The organism is Sulfitobacter sp. AS92 (assembly GCF_038900015.1).
Lineage (GTDB): Bacteria > Pseudomonadota > Alphaproteobacteria > Rhodobacterales > Rhodobacteraceae > Sulfitobacter.
Window position 1 is genome coordinate 132864 of sequence record NZ_JBBMQL010000003.1, and the last position, 19291, is coordinate 152154.

16 protein-coding genes are annotated in these 19291 nt (G+C 59.5%); 9 read left to right on the forward strand and 7 right to left on the reverse strand.

Annotation, left to right across the window (positions count from 1 at the left end):
• Position 1 precedes the first annotated feature (1 nt).
• The 6 genes from WNY61_RS06790 to WNY61_RS06815 all read left to right on the forward strand — a co-directional run bounded on the left by WNY61_RS06790 (position 2) and on the right by WNY61_RS06815 (position 6946).
• Positions 2 to 859: a branched-chain amino acid ABC transporter permease gene (locus tag WNY61_RS06790; RefSeq protein WP_342850714.1), complete on the forward strand. Its 858-nt coding sequence runs from the start codon at positions 2 to 4 to the stop codon at positions 857 to 859.
• A complete protein-coding gene (locus WNY61_RS06795; protein ID WP_342850715.1) occupies positions 859 to 1812 on the forward strand; it encodes a branched-chain amino acid ABC transporter permease in 954 nt (317 codons plus the stop codon). The genes WNY61_RS06790 and WNY61_RS06795 overlap by 1 nt, the downstream gene beginning before the upstream one ends.
• Positions 1809 to 2933: an acyl-CoA dehydrogenase family protein gene (locus WNY61_RS06800; protein WP_342850716.1), complete on the forward strand. Its 1125-nt coding sequence runs from the start codon at positions 1809 to 1811 to the stop codon at positions 2931 to 2933. Before WNY61_RS06795 ends, WNY61_RS06800 begins: the two co-directional genes overlap by 4 nt.
• Positions 2934 to 2936: 3 nt before the next feature.
• Complete coding sequence (locus WNY61_RS06805) at positions 2937 to 3953, forward strand: NAD(P)-dependent alcohol dehydrogenase (protein WP_342850717.1); 1017 nt, start codon at positions 2937 to 2939, stop codon at positions 3951 to 3953.
• Between the two features lies 1 nt (position 3954).
• Positions 3955 to 5493, forward strand: coding sequence for an acyl-CoA synthetase (locus WNY61_RS06810; protein ID WP_342850718.1), 1539 nt, complete (start codon positions 3955 to 3957; stop codon positions 5491 to 5493).
• Positions 5494 to 5728: 235 nt separating this feature from the next.
• Complete coding sequence (locus WNY61_RS06815) at positions 5729 to 6946, forward strand: MFS transporter (protein ID WP_342850719.1); 1218 nt, start codon at positions 5729 to 5731, stop codon at positions 6944 to 6946.
• A gap of 119 nt (positions 6947 to 7065) precedes the next feature.
• On the opposite strand, the gene WNY61_RS06820 is transcribed toward WNY61_RS06815, so the two are convergent.
• Positions 7066 to 7986, reverse strand: coding sequence for a lytic transglycosylase domain-containing protein (locus WNY61_RS06820; RefSeq protein ID WP_342850720.1), 921 nt, complete (start codon positions 7984 to 7986; stop codon positions 7066 to 7068).
• Positions 7987 to 8476: 490 nt separating this feature from the next.
• Complete coding sequence (locus tag WNY61_RS06825; RefSeq protein WP_342850721.1) at positions 8477 to 9532, reverse strand: LysR family transcriptional regulator; 1056 nt, start codon at positions 9530 to 9532, stop codon at positions 8477 to 8479.
• 247 nt (positions 9533 to 9779) lie between these two features.
• Here WNY61_RS06825 and WNY61_RS06830 point away from each other — a divergent pair, with 247 nt between their 5' ends.
• From WNY61_RS06830 to WNY61_RS06840, 3 genes are all read left to right on the forward strand, one after another.
• Positions 9780 to 10058 carry a hypothetical protein gene (locus WNY61_RS06830; protein WP_342850723.1) on the forward strand — a complete coding sequence of 93 codons (279 nt, stop codon included), beginning with the start codon at positions 9780 to 9782 and terminating at the stop codon, positions 10056 to 10058.
• A 652-nt stretch (positions 10059 to 10710) separates the two neighbouring features.
• Positions 10711 to 12351 (forward strand): sodium:proline symporter, encoded by a 1641-nt coding sequence (locus WNY61_RS06835; RefSeq protein WP_342850725.1) that lies wholly within the window; start codon positions 10711 to 10713, stop codon positions 12349 to 12351.
• 14 nt (positions 12352 to 12365) lie between these two features.
• Entirely contained in the window at positions 12366 to 12497 is a 132-nt protein-coding gene (locus WNY61_RS06840; protein WP_342850726.1) for a putative transporter small subunit, read from the forward strand.
• Between the two features lie 414 nt (positions 12498 to 12911).
• Here WNY61_RS06840 and WNY61_RS06845 read toward each other — a convergent pair whose 3' ends face one another.
• From WNY61_RS06845 to WNY61_RS06865, 5 genes are read right to left on the reverse strand one after another with little or no spacing between them, the layout of a single operon-like run.
• The gene (locus tag WNY61_RS06845) at positions 12912 to 14243 is read right to left on the reverse strand and encodes an aspartate aminotransferase family protein (RefSeq protein WP_342850727.1); all 1332 of its coding nucleotides are present in this window, start codon (positions 14241 to 14243) and stop codon (positions 12912 to 12914) included.
• A 4-nt stretch (positions 14244 to 14247) separates the two neighbouring features.
• A complete protein-coding gene (locus tag WNY61_RS06850; RefSeq protein ID WP_342850728.1) occupies positions 14248 to 15360 on the reverse strand; it encodes a phosphotransferase in 1113 nt (370 codons plus the stop codon).
• A complete protein-coding gene (locus WNY61_RS06855; protein ID WP_342850729.1) occupies positions 15357 to 16646 on the reverse strand; it encodes an ArgE/DapE family deacylase in 1290 nt (429 codons plus the stop codon). The genes WNY61_RS06850 and WNY61_RS06855 overlap by 4 nt, the downstream gene beginning before the upstream one ends.
• A gap of 19 nt (positions 16647 to 16665) precedes the next feature.
• On the reverse strand, positions 16666 to 18228 hold the full coding sequence (locus tag WNY61_RS06860) for an acetolactate synthase large subunit (protein ID WP_342850730.1): 1563 nt from the start codon (positions 18226 to 18228) through the stop codon (positions 16666 to 16668).
• The gene (locus WNY61_RS06865; protein ID WP_342850732.1) at positions 18225 to 19253 is read right to left on the reverse strand and encodes a histone deacetylase family protein; all 1029 of its coding nucleotides are present in this window, start codon (positions 19251 to 19253) and stop codon (positions 18225 to 18227) included. Before WNY61_RS06865 ends, WNY61_RS06860 begins: the two co-directional genes overlap by 4 nt.
• Between the last annotated feature and the right edge of the window lie 38 nt (positions 19254 to 19291).

Genomic DNA, 19291 nt, shown 5'->3' on the forward strand with positions numbered 1-19291 from the left:
CATGGTTGAGGTATTTCAACAGATTATTAACGGCATCGCCATCGGGGGTGTCTATGTGCTGATCGCACTGGGGCTGACCACGGTATTCGGTATCCTCGGCATTGCGCATTTTGCCCATGGATCAGTCTCTATGTTCGGGGGCTATCTGACATTCTTTTTCGTCACCAGTTGGGGCATCCCTTTGCTGCTGGCGATCCTGATCGCGCTTTTGGTTGGCCTCGTGCTTGGCGTGCTGATCGAACTGCTGGCCTATCGCCCGGTACGAGATGCCAATCATATCAACGCCTTTATTGTGGCACTTGGCCTGACAATGATGGTCGAGGGGATCAACCTTGAGCTTTTCGGGCATGAACAAGTGGTTATCCCAACCGACTTCTCCCGCGTGTTTAATATAGGCGGCGTCACCATACCCGAGCTTCGGCTCTACGTGATCCTTGCTGCCGCGCTTTTGATTGCCGCGATGACGGTCTTTGTGGAAAAGACAAAAACAGGCCAAGCGATCCGCGCCGTGGCCGAGAACCGCGACGCCGCGATCCTTATGGGGGTTAACGTAAAAACCATCCCACTGGTGGTCTTCGCGATCTCCACAGCGCTTGGTGTCTGTGCCGGGGTCATGGTGGGGTCGCTCTTTGCGATTGCGCCGGGCATCGGTGAGGGGCTGGTGGTCAAGGGCTTTGCCGTGCTCATTCTGGGCGGTCTGGGCTCGATCCCCGGCGCCGTGGTGGGTGGCCTCGTGCTCGGCATCACCGAGGCGCTCGCCGCTGGTTTCATTTCATCCGCTTATAAGGACGTGATCGCATTCGTCGTGATGATCAGCGTTCTGTTGTTCCGGCCTCAAGGCCTGATGGGGAAAGCATAATGGCTCGCAATCGTACCTTCATCCTTTACGGTCTGGCATTGATTGGCTTCGTGTTGCTGCCGCAGCTGATCTCCGTGAAATACTACATTCACCTGAGCGTGCTGGCCCTGATCTGGGTCATCGCAGCGCAAGGGCAAAACCTGATCCAAGGCTACACCGGCTATGTTTCCATCGTGCAGGCCGGGTTCATGGGGATTGGGGCCTATTCGACGGCGCTGATGGGCATGCACTTTGATCTGCCGGTCTGGCTAACGATCATCCTCGCGCCCTTCGTTACTGCCTTCTTCGCGCTGCTGACGGGCTATCCCAGCCTGCGGGTCAAAGGGCACTACTTTGCCATCGTCACGCTGGCGTTCAACATGGTGATCTTTATCGTCTTGATGAACTTCCACGAGCTGACCCAAGGCGAGGCTGGCATCACCGGTATCCCGAAGCCCGGCGGTAAGGATGCGCTGTTCAATTGGCGCGACCGGGAGACGTATTACTACTTCGTATTGATCATCGCGGCACTGATGACGGGGTTGGCGGCATTGATCGTTCGTTCGCGGATTGGGCAGATCCTTGTGGCGATCCGTCAGAACGAGGATCTCGTCGGCGCGGTGGGCATCGCGGCTTGGAAGTACAAGCTCTTCGCCTTCGTGACCTCCGCGATGTTCGCAGGACTCGCCGGGGCGATCTATGCGCATTACCAAAGCTTCATCAATCCGGAGATCTTCGGTATTGCGCAGTCGCTTGATGCGATCCTCGCGGTAATCATTGGCGGGTCGGGCACCATTGCCGGGCCAATCATCGGCGCGTTCTTCGTGGTTTTCCTGCCCGAATATCTGCGCTTTGCCGATAGTTTCCGGCTGATCCTCTACGGACTGGTGCTGGTGCTGGCGACGATCTTCATGCCGCGCGGCATCGCCGGTATCGCCCGTGATCTGATGGAAAAACGTCGGGGCCGGACATGAGCCAAGCCTTTCTGGATCAGGTCACGCACTTCGCCAGGGGCCGTGTGGCCCCGGAGGCCGCCGCATGGTCCATAGGGGCCGCGCCGGACCCCGCACTTTACCGAGAGGCCGCCGCTTTAGGCCTTCTGGGCGTCGAGGTGCCTGAGGAAAAGGGGGGCAAGGGCTTCGGCTTTGCCACCCGCGCTGCAGCCTTGGAGGTGTTGGCCGGAGCGGATTTCGGTTTTGCGATGTCCCTGGTCAACACCCACAACATCGCCCTGAGGCTCTGTGAAGCGGGACAGGATGCCGCCGCCGCACGGTATTTGCCCGCTTTGCTTTCTGGCCGGATGCATGCCTGCACTGCTTTGACCGAGCGCGGTACCGGCAGCGATTTCGCCGCCATCCGAACCACCGCGCGGCAGGTTGCGGGCGGCTGGGAGTTGGAAGGCGAAAAAGCATGGATCATCAACGGGCGGCAGGCGGGGCTTTCGATCGTTTATGCCCAATGCGCAGAGGTGGGCGACAGCAGTGGCATCGCAGCCTTCCTCGTTGATCTGAATGCGCCGGGTGTCACCCGCTATGCCATCGACAGTGCCTTTGCGCAGACCAGTCTGGGCACCGGAGGATTTCACCTTTCGGGGGTCAAACTGCCACTTGAAGCCATGCTCGCTGCACCCGGCACGGCTTTCAAAGCGATCCTGCAAGAGATCAATGTCGCGCGGACCTATGTCGCCGCAATGTGCGACGGCATGATGCAAGCGGCACTCGATAGCGCTGCGGCCTATGGCGCTGAACGTTGCAGCTTCGGTAAGCCGCTGAACGCCATTCCGCGCTGGCAGACAGAGTTCGAGGCGGCACAGACCGCTCTAATGCAGGCCCGCACTGCCACGCGGCAGGCTGTCGAAAAGGTGACACAAGGCGCGGATGCCCAGCTTGCGGCTGCCGAGGCCAAGATCGGTTCGGTTAGCTGTGCGCAGACTCATCTTCCAAGGCTTTTGCAACTGATGGGGGCCGAAGGTTTGCGCCCGGAGCACCCCTTTACCCGCCACATCGCCGCCGCGCAGATCGCGGGCTTCACCGATGGGGCGACAAATATCCTCAAAGATAGGGTGGCACGTTTGACCGCCCGAAAGGAGACCTGAACCATGCGTGTATTCCAAATTGAAGGCGACTGGGGATTCGACAACCTCAGTTTGACCGAGCGCGATGAGCCAAGGTGCGGACCAGGGCAGGTCATTGTTGAGATGCGGATGGCGTCGCTCAACTCGCGTGATCTTATCGTGCCTGAACGGGGCTATGGCCGTGCGACAGGTGAATTGCCCCTGATCCCCGTATCCGACGGTGTGGGCGAGGTGGTCGAAATCGGCGCGGGCGTGACCCGTGTGGCTATCGGCGATCGGGTTTGCCCAACGTATTTTCAGAATTGGACCGGCGGTACGCCCACGCCTGAGCGGTTTTCCTCGGCCCTCGGGGGGCCACTCGACGGTGTCATGGCCGACCGCATCTGCCTGTCTGCGGAAGGGGTGGTGAAAGTCCCCGACTACTTGACCGACGCCGAGGCCGCGACCTTGCCCTGTGCCGCGGTCACGGCATGGAGCGCGGTGGTCACCCACGGCCAGACCCGCGCCGGGGACAAGTTGCTGGTCCAAGGCACAGGCAGTGTTGCGCTCTTCGCCTTGGCCTTTGCCAAGATGCAGGGGGCGCATGTCACGGTGATTTCCTCCAGCGACGACAAACTCGCGAAAGTCTCTGAAATGGGCGCCGACGCGACGATCAATTACCGCAGCGAAGAAGACTGGGCACGCGCCAGTCGGCCCATCACCGCCGACCGCGGTGGCTATGACAACATCATCGAATTGGGCGGGGCGAAAACGCTGCCCCTGTCTTTGCGGGCCGTGCGGCCGGGCGGCACATTGTCGATGATCGGTGTGCTATCGGGTCTGAACATCGAAGCCTCGCTGGGCCCGATTGTTGCCCGGCAGGTCCGTCTCCAAGGGGTCACTGTGGGCCACCGCGACGGGTTCGAAGCGATGCTGCGCGCCATGGCCCAGCATGAAATGCGTCCCGTTCTGGGCGAGACCTTTAAGTTCGAGCAGCTGAAAGAGGCGCTAACGCATCTGCGCGCCGGCGGTCACTTTGGCAAAACCCTAATCGAGTTCTAACATGTCTCACATTGATACTTCTTGGCAGCCTCGCCATCATCCGGCGGATAAGGCAGCCTTCGTCATGGCCGCAACTGGTGAAAGCGTCAGCTTTGGAACGCTCGAAGCTCGGGCCAATCAAGGCGCGCATGTGCTGCGGAGGATGGGGATCAAAGCGGGGATGCATTTGGCCATCCTTATGGAAAACCGGCGGGAAATGCTGGAGATCTGTTTCGCCGCCGACCGGGCAGGGGTGTATTATACCACCATCAGCACCCATCTAGGGCCGGACGAGGTAGCCTATATTCTTGGCGACTGTGATGCGCGGCTGCTGATCACCAGTGGACGCTATTCCGGGCTGGTCCCGGCGCTGCGTGCAAATCTTGGCGACGCATGCGATTTCATGGTGGTTGGCACGGACGACCCCTGGCTTTGCAGTTGGGACGCGGCCATCGCGGACGTGCCCGAAACCCCGATCCCGGATGAGGCGCAGGGGCTTGATATGCTCTATTCATCGGGCACGACGGGACGTCCCAAGGGGATCAAATGGGAGCTTGAACCCGCGCCGATTGGCACACGAACGATGCTGGTCGACTTGCTGACCACTCTTTTCGGCTACGGCCCGCAGGCCCGTTATCTTTCGACCGCGCCGCTTTATCACGCAGCCCCGTTGCGCCATTCGATGGTGACGATCAAAGCGGGGGGCACTGCCGTCATCATGGATCGCTTCGACGCCGAATTGGCACTGCGCTTTACCCAACAATACCGGATTACCCACAGCCAATGGGTGCCGACAATGTTTGTGCGGTTGCTCAAGCTGCCAGAAGAGACGCGCCGGAAATACGACCTATCGTCGATGGAAATGGCCGTCCATGCTGCTGCGCCCTGTCCGGTTGAGACAAAGCGCGAGATGCTGGCTTGGTGGGGTGATATCATTCACGAGTATTATGCAGGCACTGAGAACAATGGCTTTACTGCCATCACCAGCGGCGAATGGCGGGACCATCCCGGCTCAGTGGGTCGGGCAAAACTGGGGGTCATCCACATTTGCAACGAGGCGGGAGAAGAGCTTCCTGCCGGGGAGGAAGGCGAGATATTCTTTGAGAACGGCCACCAGTTTGCCTATCATAAAGATCCCGAAAAGACCCGGCGCGCCACCAATCAGAAAGGCTGGACGACCTTGGGGGACATCGGCAGGGTCGACGCACAGGGCTATCTTTATCTAACCGACAGAAAATCATTTATGATTATCTCCGGTGGCGTAAACGTTTATCCGCAAGAAACCGAAGACGCTTTATTGAACCATCCAGCCGTTCTTGATGCGGCAGTGATTGGCATTCCCCACGAGGACTTCGGAGAAGCGGTCCATGCGGTTGTGCAGCTTATCCCCAAAACCGAAGCGTCAGACGCATTGCGTGAAGTCTTATTTGAATTTTGCCGATCAAGGCTGTCGTCGATTAAATGCCCACGCAGTATCGAGTTTCGCAGCAGTTTACCCCGGACGGAGACGGGAAAACTGCACAAGCGGTTGCTGAGGGCGGAATACCTGCCCCCCAAATGAGATGTGTGTGTGTGGTGATGGGAGGTTCTGAAGCGCGGATCATCGCACATGCATTAAAGACGGGAGATGCGAAAAGTCCCGCAGACCAAGCGCTTGTCGCGTCATTCGCTGCTGAGCTGCAGGCGTACCAGTCGAGGTACGACCCCTAGCCAACAAAAACGGATGCTGCAGCCTCGCCCCAAAGCCGCTAAGCTGAGGCTGATATTATTTAAAAGAACGATTTTGGGACAAACCGTTGCACAGGACTGAGCGCTTTGCCCTATATGTCGCGCTGACGGCGATGACCGCATTGGCCATCGACGGGGTGCTGCCCGCGATGCCGATGATCGAAGCCGATTTCGCATTGATACCTCCTTATTCCGGCGGGCAGATTGTTACTGTTTTCGTGCTTGGGATGGCGCTCGGAGAGCTTTTGATCGGCCCGATCATAGACGCAACAGGACGGCGCCCCGCTGTGATCGCAGGGCTTGTTATCTTCGCTTTTGCCACGATCTTGGCAGGGACAGCCGACACCTACGAAGCGGTCGTATTGGGGCGTTTCGTGCAAGGGGTTGGCGTTGCTGGGCCGAAGATCGGAACGCGCGCGATGATCCGCGATAGATATGCCGGAACCGATATGGCGCAGGTTATGTCCGTAATCTTTACCTTGCTGATTTTCATCCCGATGGTCGCGCCCGCCATCGGGGCCGCAATTGCAGCCACGAGTGGCTGGCGCGGTGTGTTTTGGGCCTATCTGGTGATGGCGGTGGGGCTCGGTGCTTGGCTTTGGCTGCGTCACCCTGAAACGCTCCCGGTCGAAAATCGGGTCCCTCTTCAGTTTCGCGCACTTGTAACGAACACTCGGGCCGTGCTCGCGCGTTCTGATGTGACGCCGGTCATCATCGCAACCGGACTGATTTTCGGCGCGCAGCTTACCTATTTTGCAGTGGCGGCAGAGCTGTTCACTGCGGTTTACGGCGTTTCGACATTGATGCCCGCGTTCTTTGCACTCTTCGCCACGGGCACGGGGGCGGCACTTCTTCTCAACAGCCGGTTTGTAGGGCGCACGGGGATGGAGGCTCCGGTTCTGATGGGTCTGGCATTGCTCGCCCTTTCGGGAACCTTGTTGTTGGCTGCAGCCGCACTCACCAATGGCCACCCAACGTTCGGGATTTTTCTGGGCTTCGGCTGGCTGGGGTTCTTCGCTCTTGGCCTTTTGTTTGGAAACCTGAACGCTTTGGCGATGAGACCCCTTGGCAACCTTGCAGGTTTGGCGTCCTCCCTGATTGCGTCGGTTTCCAGCCTCGTGGCTTTCATTTTTGCTTTCGCTGTTGAGGTGATGGCTGACGGGCCGGTTTGGGCCATCGCTTGGGCATTCGCACTGGCCGCATTTCTTTCTGCGGCGTTAATTGTACGGGTAATTCCAGCCAATCTGCGGAGGCAGATCGCCCGCTTCCTTCATGCCTCTCAATAATTTGGTCGGAGGTCCTAGAGGTTTCAAAGGGCTGCATGCCCCCTGATTTGGAAATCTGCGTGCACGGCATCAAAGCGTCGCGTCGTCCATTCAGCGCACAGCGGAAACAGCGGGCATTTCTATTTATTGGCGTAGACGGCGCAAGGGCAGCCCGAAGCCCGCACTGTTGTGCAAAGCTTATCCGCCGCTGCGCGGCTGTTGCGCCCGACACGGGCCATAACGAAACCCTTTTGCCCGCTGGCACGGTGTTTGACCTTGATGTAATCTGCCCTCTCGCCCGCGAGGGTAGAGGGGCACATCGCCACGCGCCGCGCATAGGCGGCCTGCGCCAGCGTCTTTGATTTGCCGAAGGCGATCTGCACGCCCCAAGGTTTCAGCGGCGGTTCCGGCAGTTTCAGCGGGGTCAGGCGGCGGCCCTTGCCCATGGCGTAACAGGCGGGCAGAAAGTCTTCGGTTTTGGACAGGCGGAAGTCTGGGTTCTTTGGCGGTGCATCGCGCCATATTTCGGCGTAGGACCCTGTGATGATGGGGACGTAAGCGATTGTCTCACCAGCCAAGCCGCCCCCTTGCAAAAAGCCTTCGACCCGTCGCTCGCCGCCGTTGTAGCCGATTGCAGCCAGCCCTTCGTTGCCATAACGGCGCGACATTTCGGCCAGATACTGCGCGGAATGTTCCAGCGCGTCAGCGGCGTTATAGGGATCATTAAGACCGCGCAGAGCGGCAGTTGAGGGGATGAACTGTGCGATACCACGGGCATTCGCCTGGCTTAGCGCATTAGGATCAAACCGGCTTTCCTGCCAAATCAGGCGTGCGAAAAAGTCGGTGTTCAGTCCGTGGCGTTCGGAGAACACAGCGATGGCATTGCAAGTATCGTAAACGAAATGGGCGCTACGGATACAATGGGATTGCCCCCACTTGGTGCTGGAACACTGACGGTCCGGCGGCTCGGACCATGCCGCCTGCGCCCAGACCAGCGCGGTAATGAAGAACCAAACTCTCATACACAGGTGGTGCGGTTTGCAGCTGGAACTGTCAATCATTTGCTGTTGTAGACCATGCTAAACCGAAGGGGAATGAACGGGCCGCCGCTTGTCCATCAGCTTGGCTAAAATTCCTCTGCCGCCAAGTGCCAAGTGCCAAGTGCCAAGTGCCAAGTGCCGACGCCGCGCGCCGGTGCTGAGGACGACTGCGCCGACCACAAAATGGGCGGTCAGCTTTGAGGGTAAGACTTTTAGCACTGAACGACCGCTCGGTCATGATCGGCACGCTGCCTTCTGCAACCTGAGAGCCGTCACTGCGCATCTCGAACCGGCTGTCGACCTAAACACCCGCGGAGGATTCCCCTTCGCTCCGACCACGCTCGCAGTGAAGGGGTATTCTCCAGTTGGGTCGGTTATTCCAGACGCTTGTTCTTTAAGGGCGCGCCGGGCGGGCTGAGACGTCGCAAGTCCCGTCGGGGCTACCTAATGTGCAACCCGCCTGAAAGCGGCGCGCTGAAATTGTGCCCTTGCCGCAATGGGCGCGCGTCGATCAATACTCTGATACAGGCGCGGCCAGACGGCGCGTTTCTCGCGATACGGGGCTGTCACCCTTGCTCTGTCCTGCGCGAAAATAGCTGACCGTGAAGTCAATAAATGCCCGGGTTTTTGGTGCAAGGTTGCGGGTATCTGCGAACATGATGGCGATATCCGTATTCGGAAGCGAGTACTCCGGCAAAACGTGGATCAATTCCCCCGCGGCAAATTTGGGATCGGTCATATAGCAAGGAAGGCGCGCGATACCGATGCCGGCGAGCGCTGCGCGAAATATCACATCCGTGCTGTTGCCTTCAAAATTACCCTTGGCTTCAAACAGCCCCTTTGCCCCCAAACCTTCTGCCGTGTTCCAGGCATTGCGCCCTCGGTTACCAGAAATCTGCAGGCAATTGTGTTCGGCAAGTGCGTCGAAAGTGACCGGCGTACCGCAACGTTTTAGATAGGCAGGAGACGCACAAAGAACGCGACGGCTTTGCATGATGCGCCGGACAATCATATCAGGGTTCCGCCACTGTTCGGCAAATCCGAGGGCGACATCAAACCCATCGCTCTCCACGTCGACATCCCGGTCGGTCAGGTCCAATGACACTTGGATTTCTGGGAATGTCTCCAAGAACTTTGGCAACATGGGCAGCAGTTGGGATTTGCCAAAGGCGACGCTGGAGACAATCTTGAGCTTGCCGCGTGGCGACCCGTCAAGGCTCTGAATAAGCGCTTCGGCCTCTCTAAATTTCTCTTCCATCGCATGGCATTTTTCATAGAGGGCTTGGCCCTCCTGCGTCGTTGACACACCGGTTCTGGACCGGTTCAGCAAGCGGTAGTGAACTTGGTTTTCAAGCAGGCCAATCTGTTTGCTGACCGCCGAAGGCGTTTGCCCCATGGCACGGGCGGCTGCTGAAATACTGCCGTGATCCACGACGGCCGCGAAGATCAGCATTTGTGCGGAGATATCCATGTCGCTGTCGTCCTGTTCCCAAATGGCATGGTGCCTATGCCGATTTGCTAAATTGAGAGCGCTACCAAATGCGCTTAATTCTGCAGTGCGGCACAAATACTGCGCCGCAGCAAGATGGGAACTTGAACCATGACAACAATGCTTAAATCTAATCCGCTTCACGGCAAAATGGGCGCTTGGCGACTAAACTTTAGGCAAAGGTACGACGCGCTCAAGAAATCCCACGCCCGGCGCAAATGTTACCGCAGCACCTATGCCGAACTCGCCCGGGTATCTGATCGCGGACTTGGTGATCTTGGAATTCCGCGCTGCAGCATCAAACGATTGGCTATGGAGGCCGCCCATGACTGCTAGTTATCATATAGACGCATCCGCGCCCCGCACCGTGCGCCTGAAGGCATTCCTGCACGGACAGGCGCAGGCCGTGGCATCCTTGATTGTCGCCTGTGCAGTCTGGTTAATCGCCAAAGCGGTGGGGGTTGTTCAAGCGTTCCAAATGGCACGGCTGCTGTCGACGTTGGTAGAGCTAAGGGACGATCAGTTGAAATCTCTTGGCATCACGCGATCCGACATCCCGCAATACGCGCTAAAACTCATGACGGATGATCACGCGGCTGATTGACGGGGAAGAAATTTGCCAATGACGCCAATGCTACGCGTCAGGGCATACGTAACGTGCTGGCCCTCGCTCCTCCCAGAGTAGGCCAAAGCACCAGGCCAGTCTTTTTATCTCCTCCCAAAAAGGCTGGCCTTTAGCCGCGTGTGGTTCTACGCACTGACAGATTTGGTTCTGCCATGGGTCCAGTTTTGCCAGATCACCCAGCCGCGAACGGATGAAAAATTATGGTCGGTAGTCTATAAGTTGGCGTTGGGGCGCAGCCTGTTAGGACAGGTGCCTGAAGGTATTTTTGCGTGCCATCACACCCGACGGTACCGTAATTTGCTAGCTAAGAACCATGACCTAAACAGCAATGCAAATCGTAGGTTCGCGGCAGGCAACAAGCCCCGCACGGCTCATGCTGAAAAATTCTCCGGTATATGCCGTAGGTTAACCGATTTGTATCTCCAATGTATTCACGTTAACACGCACCCGATCTCGCCCGACAGAGGCTGAGGTCAGCGCAGCATTCTGCGCGTATCGTGCCGCCACCTGGGCGACATGAAGGTGCCCAAAGCGCCGACCCCGAACAAGCCGCGGTCTGTGGCAATTGATCAAGCGATGTCGTGCTCGGCAACGCCAGTGACCGCTTGCGACAACAACATGGCAAGGACTTATGGAACTGAACACCCTCGGAACACCGCTTATACTTTTACTGATCTTCTTTTTCTTTGGGGGTACGTTTCTTTTGTCGCTCAGCATCGGGCGCAAGCGTGAGAACGCTGACAACTATATGACAGCGGGGAACGAGGTCGGTTTTGGCATCTCTGCGGCCTCTATGACCGCCACTTGGATCTGGGCCGCGTCGCTTTATGCCTCGGCCACGTCGGGCTACACCTACGGCATCTCCGGGCCAATTCACTATGGCCTCTGGGGCGCGCTGATGATCCTTTTTATATACCCATTCGGACGCCGTATTCGCAGCATCGCGCCGAACGCGCATACGCTGGCCGAAATCCTGCACGCGCGTCACGGGCGATCCAGCCAGTTGATCCTTGCGGGGTCCAATTTGCTGGGCAGCCTGTTGAGCCTTACGTCCAACTTCATCGCAGGTGGTGCGCTAATCTCGATGCTCTCGCCTGTTTCGTTTAGCGCAGGCATTTTGATGATCGGCACCGGGGTGCTGCTTTATACGCTGTGGTCTGGGGTGCGCGCGTCGATCCTGACCGATTTTATTCAAGTCTGCGCCATGCTGGGTGCCGTAGTTATCATCGTTCCCGCAGTGTTTTTCGCCGCAGGCGGGCCTGAGATTTTCTCAGCCGGTGCGGTCAACCTTACGGCATCGCAACAAAGCTTCTTTTCCTCCGACGCCTTCTTTAACCAAGGCGCGCCCTATATCGCAGCGGTGTTGGCCTATGCCATCGGCAACCAGACCATCGCGCAGCGCCTTTTTGCCGTGCGCGAAGACAAAATTCGCCAAACCTTTGTGACCGCGACAATCGGATATGGGGCGACTGTGATCGGTGTCGGTATCCTTGGTGTGCTGGCGCTTTACCTCGGGGTAGAGCCGATGGACGGCGATACCAACAACCTCATCCCACAGCTCGCGTCGATGTATCTGGGTCCAATCCTACTGTGCGTTTTCTTTGTCATGGTGATTGGCTCACTTGCCTCAACCGCGGACTCGGATCTGGCGGCGATGTCTTCGATCATGATGACGGATATCTATGGGCGCAACATCGCCAAGAACGGCAATGCAAGTCCGCGGCTTCTGCTGCTGGTGGGGCGGATTACCATGATCGCGGCGACGGTTGCAGCACTGTTCTTTGCATCCAGCAAGTTCAACATTCTGGAGCTGTTGGTACTGGTTGGTGCGATCTGGGGGGCATTGGTGTTCCCGGTGATCGCGAGCTTTTACTGGGATAAGGTCACCAACCGAGCCTTCTCGATCTCAGTCATCGCGGCGCTGGCTGCCTTCTTCCCCGTACGTTTTGGTTGGATCGCGCTGGAGGGGGCGACAGCATTTGTAACTGACTTTCTGGCCGTCGTCGGCGTCGGCGTGATTGCGGGACTTATGATCTTTGGCTTTCTTGGTCGGACCGCGGGTATCGCTGCCGGGTTGATCGCCGCGCTTGCGGTATTGCCCTTCGGGATTGGCTTTTTGCATCAGTATCCCGTGCTAACCGCGTCGCTATTGGCCTATGCCGTGAGCATGATCCTTTGCGTGGCCCTGTCGTGGACCGGACGCGAAAGGTTCGATTTCGACCGCATCAGTGCTGAGACCAGCAATTTCGACAACGCCACACCTACCGCTTAACGAAAGGAAGACCCATGTCTCCGACTTTTCTGACGATCTATGTACTAATTTTTCCGGTTATCGTGGCGGCTGTGCTGTTCTTCTTGTTGCGTGCTTTCTGGAAGGAGTGGCGCAAAGCGCGCCGCGATGGGAAAAGCATTATTTAACAGTTCGCTACAGGCTTGGGGGATTGCTCCTAAGCCTGTAGTGGTGTCAACATTGATGAGTGCTTGTCCTCGGCCACCCGCGCGGGCGTTGGATTGATGGGTGCGGAAGGATTTAATCAGGTAGCCCAAAACAAACTGCGCTTATTGGTCCGTTTGCAGCCCATGTTGAAGCCGACCTTCATCGTCATCACCCGTGATCTGGCCACGGTTGAGGCGACTGCCATTAAGGTGATCTTGCGGAAAAATGGCCGCGTCGTCGAACAAGACAGGCGGATATCTTTGGCGCGCCGTAGCAGGATTATACAAAGCGCCTCTTGGCTTCCATGCCGCAGATGGGCCCCGAATGGCTCACCAATGCCCGAGAGCGGGAGCGGGAATTGCGCGAGAGGCGGTGAGGGCGCAGGCTGTTTGGCGCTAAATGCCTTCGGCCCCAGCAGCGGCAAGGGCGACCTCTACCGCATCAAGAAACACCTGCGCCTCTGCCTGCTGTAACACAAGCGGCGGGCGGATTTTCAGGATATTCGCGCCCGGTCCTGTGGCGCTGATCAAAACGCCATTCTCCCGCAGATGATTGACGACAAACTTTGCCCGAGCAGCGTCAGGCGCGTTGGTCTCGCGCGAGGTGACGCATTCGACCGCCAGAAACAGCCCCGCGCCGCGTACATCACCGATCTCAGGATAGCGCGTGGCGATCTCTTGCAGACCGTCTTTCAGGAAACCGCCGACCTTTGCGGAATTGTTCTGCAATCCCTCATCCGCGATCACGTCGAGCACCGCCATGCCTGCCGCAGCGGCCACCGGGTTGCCACCGAAGGTATTGAAATAGCGTGCCTTCTCACCAAATTCCTTCACCAGTTCCGGCCGCATCGCGGTGCCGGAAAGGGGGAAGCCATTGCCCATCGGTTTGCCCATGGTAACCAAATCGGGCACCAACCCATGCCGCTGAAACCCCCAGAAGGCATCCCCTGTGCGGGCAAAACCGGCTTGCACCTCGTCCGCGATGAAAAGCCCACCTTCGGCGCGGATCAGTTCGACCGCCGGTTGCAAGAATCCCGCTGGGTCGGGGTGCAAACCATCGCTGGAGAAGATCGTATCGACGATAAAGGCCGCAGGTTCGATCCCATCGGCGCGCATCTCGGCAATCGCTCGGGCCAGATCAGCGGCGAGTTTAGCGCCTTGTTCTGCAGCCGGGATACGCAGCGTGTCGGGCGCGTCGATCAGCCGAATGCGCGGGCTGCGCGGGGTGAAATCGCCTAAGGAAGGGGACAGTTCCGCCACCGCCTCGGTCAGCCCATGATAGGCAAGGCGGGTGACGATGACCCCTTCGCGCCGGGTATAGCTGCGAGCGATGCGCAGGGCGATGTCATTCGCCTCGGACCCGGTGCAGGTGAACATCACATGGCCGAGTGCTTCGGGCATCGTGGCCAGCAGCCGTTCGGCGTAAGCCACGACATTTTCATGTAGATAGCGGGTGTGGGTGTTCAACACGCCCAACTGCTGGGTGATGGCTTCGACCACGCGGGGGTGGCAATGGCCGACCGAGGCGACGTTGTTATAGGCATCAAGGTATTTGCGCCCGTCCTTGTCCCAGAGCCAAATGCCCTCGCTGCGCTGGATGTGCAGCGGCTGGTCATAGAATAGTCGGTAAGCGGGGCCGAGCGCCTTGGCACGGCGGTCGATCAGGGCGCGGTCGGCTTGGCTCAGGGCGTCCGCCCGAGCGCTGTCGTAGGCGTTGATCATCGTCATGGGATCACTCCGTTCCCGCAGCGCGGTGCAGTGTTTCGATCGCGGCGGCATCGCCGACATGGTCCAACGCGGCCAGCCCACGTTGAGAGGCGGCGGCGTTGCGCAGGATATAGGGGGCGTTATCGGGATAGCGCCGCGCGCGGGATGCGCCGATGGCCAATGTGGTGGCGTGGCGCAGCCGGATCAGGCTCGGCAGCAGCGCGATCTCATCCAGCTCCAGTGGCAAGCGTTTGGCAAAGCCTGCGACCATCTCGCAGACATCTTGCAGCGGGTCCGCGCCTTGACCGAGTTGGTAGGAACATGCCACCGCCAGATCGCAGGCCAGCGGGGTATGCACCATGTCGCCGAAATCAATCAGGCCAACGGGATGCTGCGCCTCCGGCCCATCGACCAGAATGTTGTGCGGATTGAAGTCGTTATGCACGACCTGTGCCCGTAGATGCGGCAATTGCGGCGCGACTTCCGCATCGAAGTGATCAAGGATGCGCCCCAGTTGGGCGCGCAATGCGGCGTCTTGCACATCCGCCAGCAGGGGGCGCAGATGGCCCGCCTGTTTGATATCCCACTGCAGAAAATGCCCGCCAGCCGGATGGAAAAAACCGCGCAGACCCAGTGCCACCCGCGCGTGAAAATCCCCCAAAGCGCGGTGAAGGCCGGGCTGGGGCGTGGCATTGCTGAGGACAGTGCCGCCAAGGAAGGTCATCAAACGCACGACATGCGACTGACCATCGGCGGCGGTGGCCACCTCGGCGGCCTGGCCGCTCAGGCTGGCGCAGATACGCTGCACGGGCAGGTCGGGATCAGCGGCGGCCAGATGCATCAATGCGGCGGTCTGCATATCGGTCACGGCACACTTTTCGGCGGCATTGGTGATCTTCAGCAGCGCCTCTTCGCCGCTTGGCAGGGTAATTAGAAAATTCGCATCCTTTTCCGCCGCCAGTGGCTTGATCTCACCCGATATGCCATAGCGTTGCAAGGCGACCTCTGCCGCGAGTGCCGCGTCAAAGGCGGGCGGGTCTTGCGCTAGAAGATCGGTCTTTTCGCCGCTCTCTTCGATCAGCGCGCCGCTGAGGAAGGGGGGCAAGCCGCCCTGAGGCGTGATCCCGACCTCGGTCATGGGGTGATGTCCTCGGTTCCGCACCATTCCGCGATAAAGAGCGCCATGGCCTGCGTGATCTTTTTCACCGAACTGAGACTGACGGATTCATTGATCCCGTGGATGTTGCGCGACTTCGGCCCGTAACAAAGCGCGGGGATTTTGTTATACAGCGCATAGACCCGCGTATCGAGATAGCCCGCCGTCATAAAGGATTGCAGCGGCGCGCCGATAGCGTCTTCGTGGGCGCGTTCCAGCACCGCTTCGGCCTCGCTGCCCGGCTCCAGCACATAGCCTTCGGCGTGAAAGCCGTTAAAGACCACTTCGGGCGGGTTGTTGGACAGGAAGCTGTCGGTTTGGGCAAAGGCTTTGACGCGCTCGGTAATCTCGCGCGCGGCGTCCTCGGCACTGCGGCCCGGATAGATGGAAACGCGGCAGTCGATGTTGCACCATGACGGCACGGAGGACGCCCAATCGCCGCCTTCGATCTTGCCGATGTTGAGGTTGATCGGATGCGCTTCGTCTTCGAAGTGGGGGTGGTCGCCTTTCTCGGCGTTCCAGTCTTCCTCCATCTCGCGCAGGGCGGTCATAACCCGGGTCGCCGCGTCAATCGCATTGGCGCCTTCGCCCATTTCGCGCACATGGACGGGCACGCCGCGCACCTGCACCTGAAACCAGATGACGCCGGTATTGGCGCGCACCAACATCTCTTCTTCCGGCTCGGGGATAAAAACCGCGTCGGCGGTGTAGCCTTGTAGGAAGGTCTGCAAGGCGCCGTTGCCAGTGGACTCCTCTTCGACCACGGACTGCACATAGACGGTCGCCGCTGGTTGCAGCCCGATGCGGCGCAGCGCGTCTAGGGCAAAGATATTCGCCGCCGCGCCTGCCTTCATATCGCCCGCGCCCCGGCCATACATCCAGTCGCCGTCGATCTTGGCCGACAGGGGCGGGTCATCCCACATGTCGTGCAGCCCTTCGGGGACCACATCGAGATGCGATTGTAGGATCAGCGAGCGGCCCGTCTCGTCGCGCGGACGGTGGATGCCCACGACGATGGGCGCGTCGGAGTGATCGTCCGAGTATTTCGAGCCGCCGGGATGCGCCTCAATCGCGGCGCGGTCCATTTTGAACCGGTCCATCGCGTAGCCACGGCTTTGCAGGCTGCGAAACAACAGGTCTTGGATCGCATGTTCATGGCTGCGTTGGGAAGGGGTCTGCACCAGTTGTTGGGTAAAGCTCACTTGCTCAGCAAACCCATCTTCGACAGCCTGAAGGATGCGAGACTTGAGGTCTGGATCGAGGGGCATGGCAGGTCCTTTCGGGGGGTTAAAGCATCGCTTCGATGAGGAAGGGGCCGGGCTCTTTTGCGGCCTCTTCGATGGTGCGCATCAGATCGGTGATGTCTTCGACCCGTTTGCCGGGCACGCCCATGCCCTTGGCCATGGCGACGAAATCCAATTGCGGGCGGTCAAGGTTCAACATGCTCAGCGCGTCGGGGCCGGGTTGGGCACCGACGTTGTGCAACTCACCCTTGAGGATCTCATAGGACTGGTTGGCGAGGATGATCGTGGTGACTTTGGAGTTCTCGCGCGCTTGGGTCCAAAGCCCTTGGATCGTGTACATCGCCGATCCATCCGCTTGCAGAGTGATCACCGGACGGTCGGGGCAGGCGATGGCGGCTCCGGCGGAGAGGGGGATACCGATACCGATGGACCCGCCGGTCAGGGCCAGCCACGTGTTCGGCGCGGCACTGTCGCCTGCGGGGAAGGTGGCCCCGCCGGAGGATACGGCTTCATCCACCACGATTGCGTCTTCCGGCAGCGCATTGGCCAAGGCCGCACCGAGGTTTTGCAAGGTAATGCCGCCAGCTTGCGGTGCGGCGGGTCGTTCGTGCTGGGGCGGTGTGGCGGACTTGGCACCAATACGATCCGCCAGCGCGGCGATGGCCTCAGACCCGTTACCATCAACCGCCGCCAATGTGACGGTGTGGCAGTCGACCGGCAGCAGCAGGCTCGGTTTGCCGGGATAGGCAAAGAAGGCCACGGGGGGCGGGGTCTCGATCAGGATCGCGCGGCTGTAGGGGGCAAGACATTCAAGGGCCGCGTTGATCGGGTAGGGGACTTTGTTGATCGCAAAGCGGCCCTGCCCACGCTCCATTCGGCGGTTCGAGGTGGGGGCGAGGATGTCGGCCCCAGTCTTGTCTGCGATGCCGTGCAGCAGGGCCATTGCCTCTTGGTTTTCCAGCACCGCGCTGCCGACCAATAGCACAGTTTTCTCGCCGCTCTCCAATGCATTGATCGCCGCATCAAGGGCGCGTTCATCCAACGGGGCAGAGGCGGCGGGGGCCACGGCCTCGGCCATTTTGCCGCCCGCGTCCCAACCGATGTCCGCAGGGGCGATCAGCGTGGCGACCTTGCCGGGCTTGCTTTGCGCCACGGCCAGCGCTGTCATCGCATCAGCGGCAAAACTACCCGCATCGCGGCCAGAGCGGACCCAATCGCTGAAGGGCGCACAGGCGCCTTCGACATCTGCCGACAGCGGCGCGTCATATTTCTGGTGCCGCAGGGCATGGTCGCCCACAAGGTTCACCATCGGCACCCGTGCCTTGCGGGCGTTGTGCAGGTTGGCGGCGGCATTGGCAAAGCCGGGCGCGAGGTGCAGCAGGGTCACCGCCGGTTTCCCGGCCATGCGCGCATAGCCATCGGCGGCGCCGGTGACCACACCTTCAAACAGGCCCAAGACGCAGCGCATCAGCTTAGTGCGGTCCAGTGCATCGACGAACTGCATCTCGGAGGTACCGGGATTGGCAAAACAGACCTCCACCCCGCCCGCATGTAGGCTGCGCACCACGCTTTCTGCGCCATTCATTTCTTTGGGGGTCTTGCTCATGCTGTGGCCTCGCGGAATGTCGTAAGAAAGGATTTTGCGTTGTCGGCCAGCGACGGGCCAAGGTAGCCGCCCTCTTGGATCAATGCTGTGGGAAGGTTGAGTGCCGCCAAGCGCCGCGCCATTTCGGCAAAGCCGTCGGGGTAGACATTTACGGCGGCCAGCGGATCATCGGCGGCCATGTCGAAGCCCAGTGAGACCACGAGCGCCTCGGCTCCGAAATCGCGGATCGCGGCGATGCCTTTATCCAGCAACGCCAGCACATCGTCTTGGCTTGCGCCCTGTTCCAGCAGCAGGTTCAGCGATTTGCTCGCCCCGTCGCCTTCGCCCGTTTCATCGGCGTGGCCGAGGTAGAAGGTGGGGTAGGTGGCCGGGTCGGGATGTAGCGAGCAGAAGAAGATGTCGCCCCGTTCATAGAGGATGTCGAGAGAGCCATTGCCGGTATGCACGTCGATATCGATCAGCGCGACTTTCTTATAGGTCTGGGTCAGGTGATGCGCGGCAATGCAGGCGTTGTTGAAAAAGCAAAACCCGTTTGAGCAATCGCGCATCGCGTGGTGGCCGGGCGGACGGCAAAGCGCATAGGCCGCGCGGGCACCGGCTGCCACGGTCTCGGCGGTTTGGACGGCAGTTTGCGCGGACCAATAGGCCGCGTCCCATGATCCTTCGGTCAACGGGGTCGAGGTGTCGGTCATCCACCAACCCAATTGGCCGTGAATGTCTTTGGGTTCCTTTCCGCGCCGCACACCGGGGTGCATGGTTGGGATGGCCAGCGCCTCTGGGCCTGCGCTTTCGACGAAACGGGCGTGGGCGTCGGGCAGGAAGTCGACGTAGTTTGGATTGTGCACGGCCTTGATGGGGTCAAGCCCGTGATCTTGGGGTTTGGTAATCTCAAACCCTTCTCTGATTAACATATCGCGTAAAATTTCAGCACGTTGGGGCTGTTCTTGATGCGGCATGGCCGCGCCGCGCCGAAAGTAATGGGTCGGGGCATGGCCAAGCTGGCGTTCGTCGAAAAAGACTTTCATCACATTCCCTGTGGTCTGATGTCATTGCGGCGGAGCAT

What these genes read in the sequence shown, in the direction of transcription:
- WNY61_RS06790 (WP_342850714.1), top strand. Translation starts at nt 2, where the DNA reads ATGGTTGAGGTATTTCAACAGATTATTAACGGCATCGCCATCGGGGGT.
- WNY61_RS06795 (WP_342850715.1), top strand. Translation starts at nt 859, where the DNA reads ATGGCTCGCAATCGTACCTTCATCCTTTACGGTCTGGCATTGATTGGC.
- WNY61_RS06800 (WP_342850716.1), top strand. Translation starts at nt 1,809, where the DNA reads ATGAGCCAAGCCTTTCTGGATCAGGTCACGCACTTCGCCAGGGGCCGT.
- WNY61_RS06805 (WP_342850717.1), top strand. Translation starts at nt 2,937, where the DNA reads ATGCGTGTATTCCAAATTGAAGGCGACTGGGGATTCGACAACCTCAGT.
- WNY61_RS06810 (WP_342850718.1), top strand. Translation starts at nt 3,955, where the DNA reads ATGTCTCACATTGATACTTCTTGGCAGCCTCGCCATCATCCGGCGGAT.
- WNY61_RS06820 (WP_342850720.1), bottom strand. Translation starts at nt 7,986, where the DNA reads ATGATTGACAGTTCCAGCTGCAAACCGCACCACCTGTGTATGAGAGTT.
- WNY61_RS06830 (WP_342850723.1), top strand. Translation starts at nt 9,780, where the DNA reads ATGACTGCTAGTTATCATATAGACGCATCCGCGCCCCGCACCGTGCGC.
- WNY61_RS06835 (WP_342850725.1), top strand. Translation starts at nt 10,711, where the DNA reads ATGGAACTGAACACCCTCGGAACACCGCTTATACTTTTACTGATCTTC.
- WNY61_RS06840 (WP_342850726.1), top strand. Translation starts at nt 12,366, where the DNA reads ATGTCTCCGACTTTTCTGACGATCTATGTACTAATTTTTCCGGTTATC.
- WNY61_RS06845 (WP_342850727.1), bottom strand. Translation starts at nt 14,243, where the DNA reads ATGACGATGATCAACGCCTACGACAGCGCTCGGGCGGACGCCCTGAGC.
- WNY61_RS06850 (WP_342850728.1), bottom strand. Translation starts at nt 15,360, where the DNA reads ATGACCGAGGTCGGGATCACGCCTCAGGGCGGCTTGCCCCCCTTCCTC.
- WNY61_RS06855 (WP_342850729.1), bottom strand. Translation starts at nt 16,646, where the DNA reads ATGCCCCTCGATCCAGACCTCAAGTCTCGCATCCTTCAGGCTGTCGAA.
- WNY61_RS06860 (WP_342850730.1), bottom strand. Translation starts at nt 18,228, where the DNA reads ATGAGCAAGACCCCCAAAGAAATGAATGGCGCAGAAAGCGTGGTGCGC.
- WNY61_RS06865 (WP_342850732.1), bottom strand. Translation starts at nt 19,253, where the DNA reads ATGAAAGTCTTTTTCGACGAACGCCAGCTTGGCCATGCCCCGACCCAT.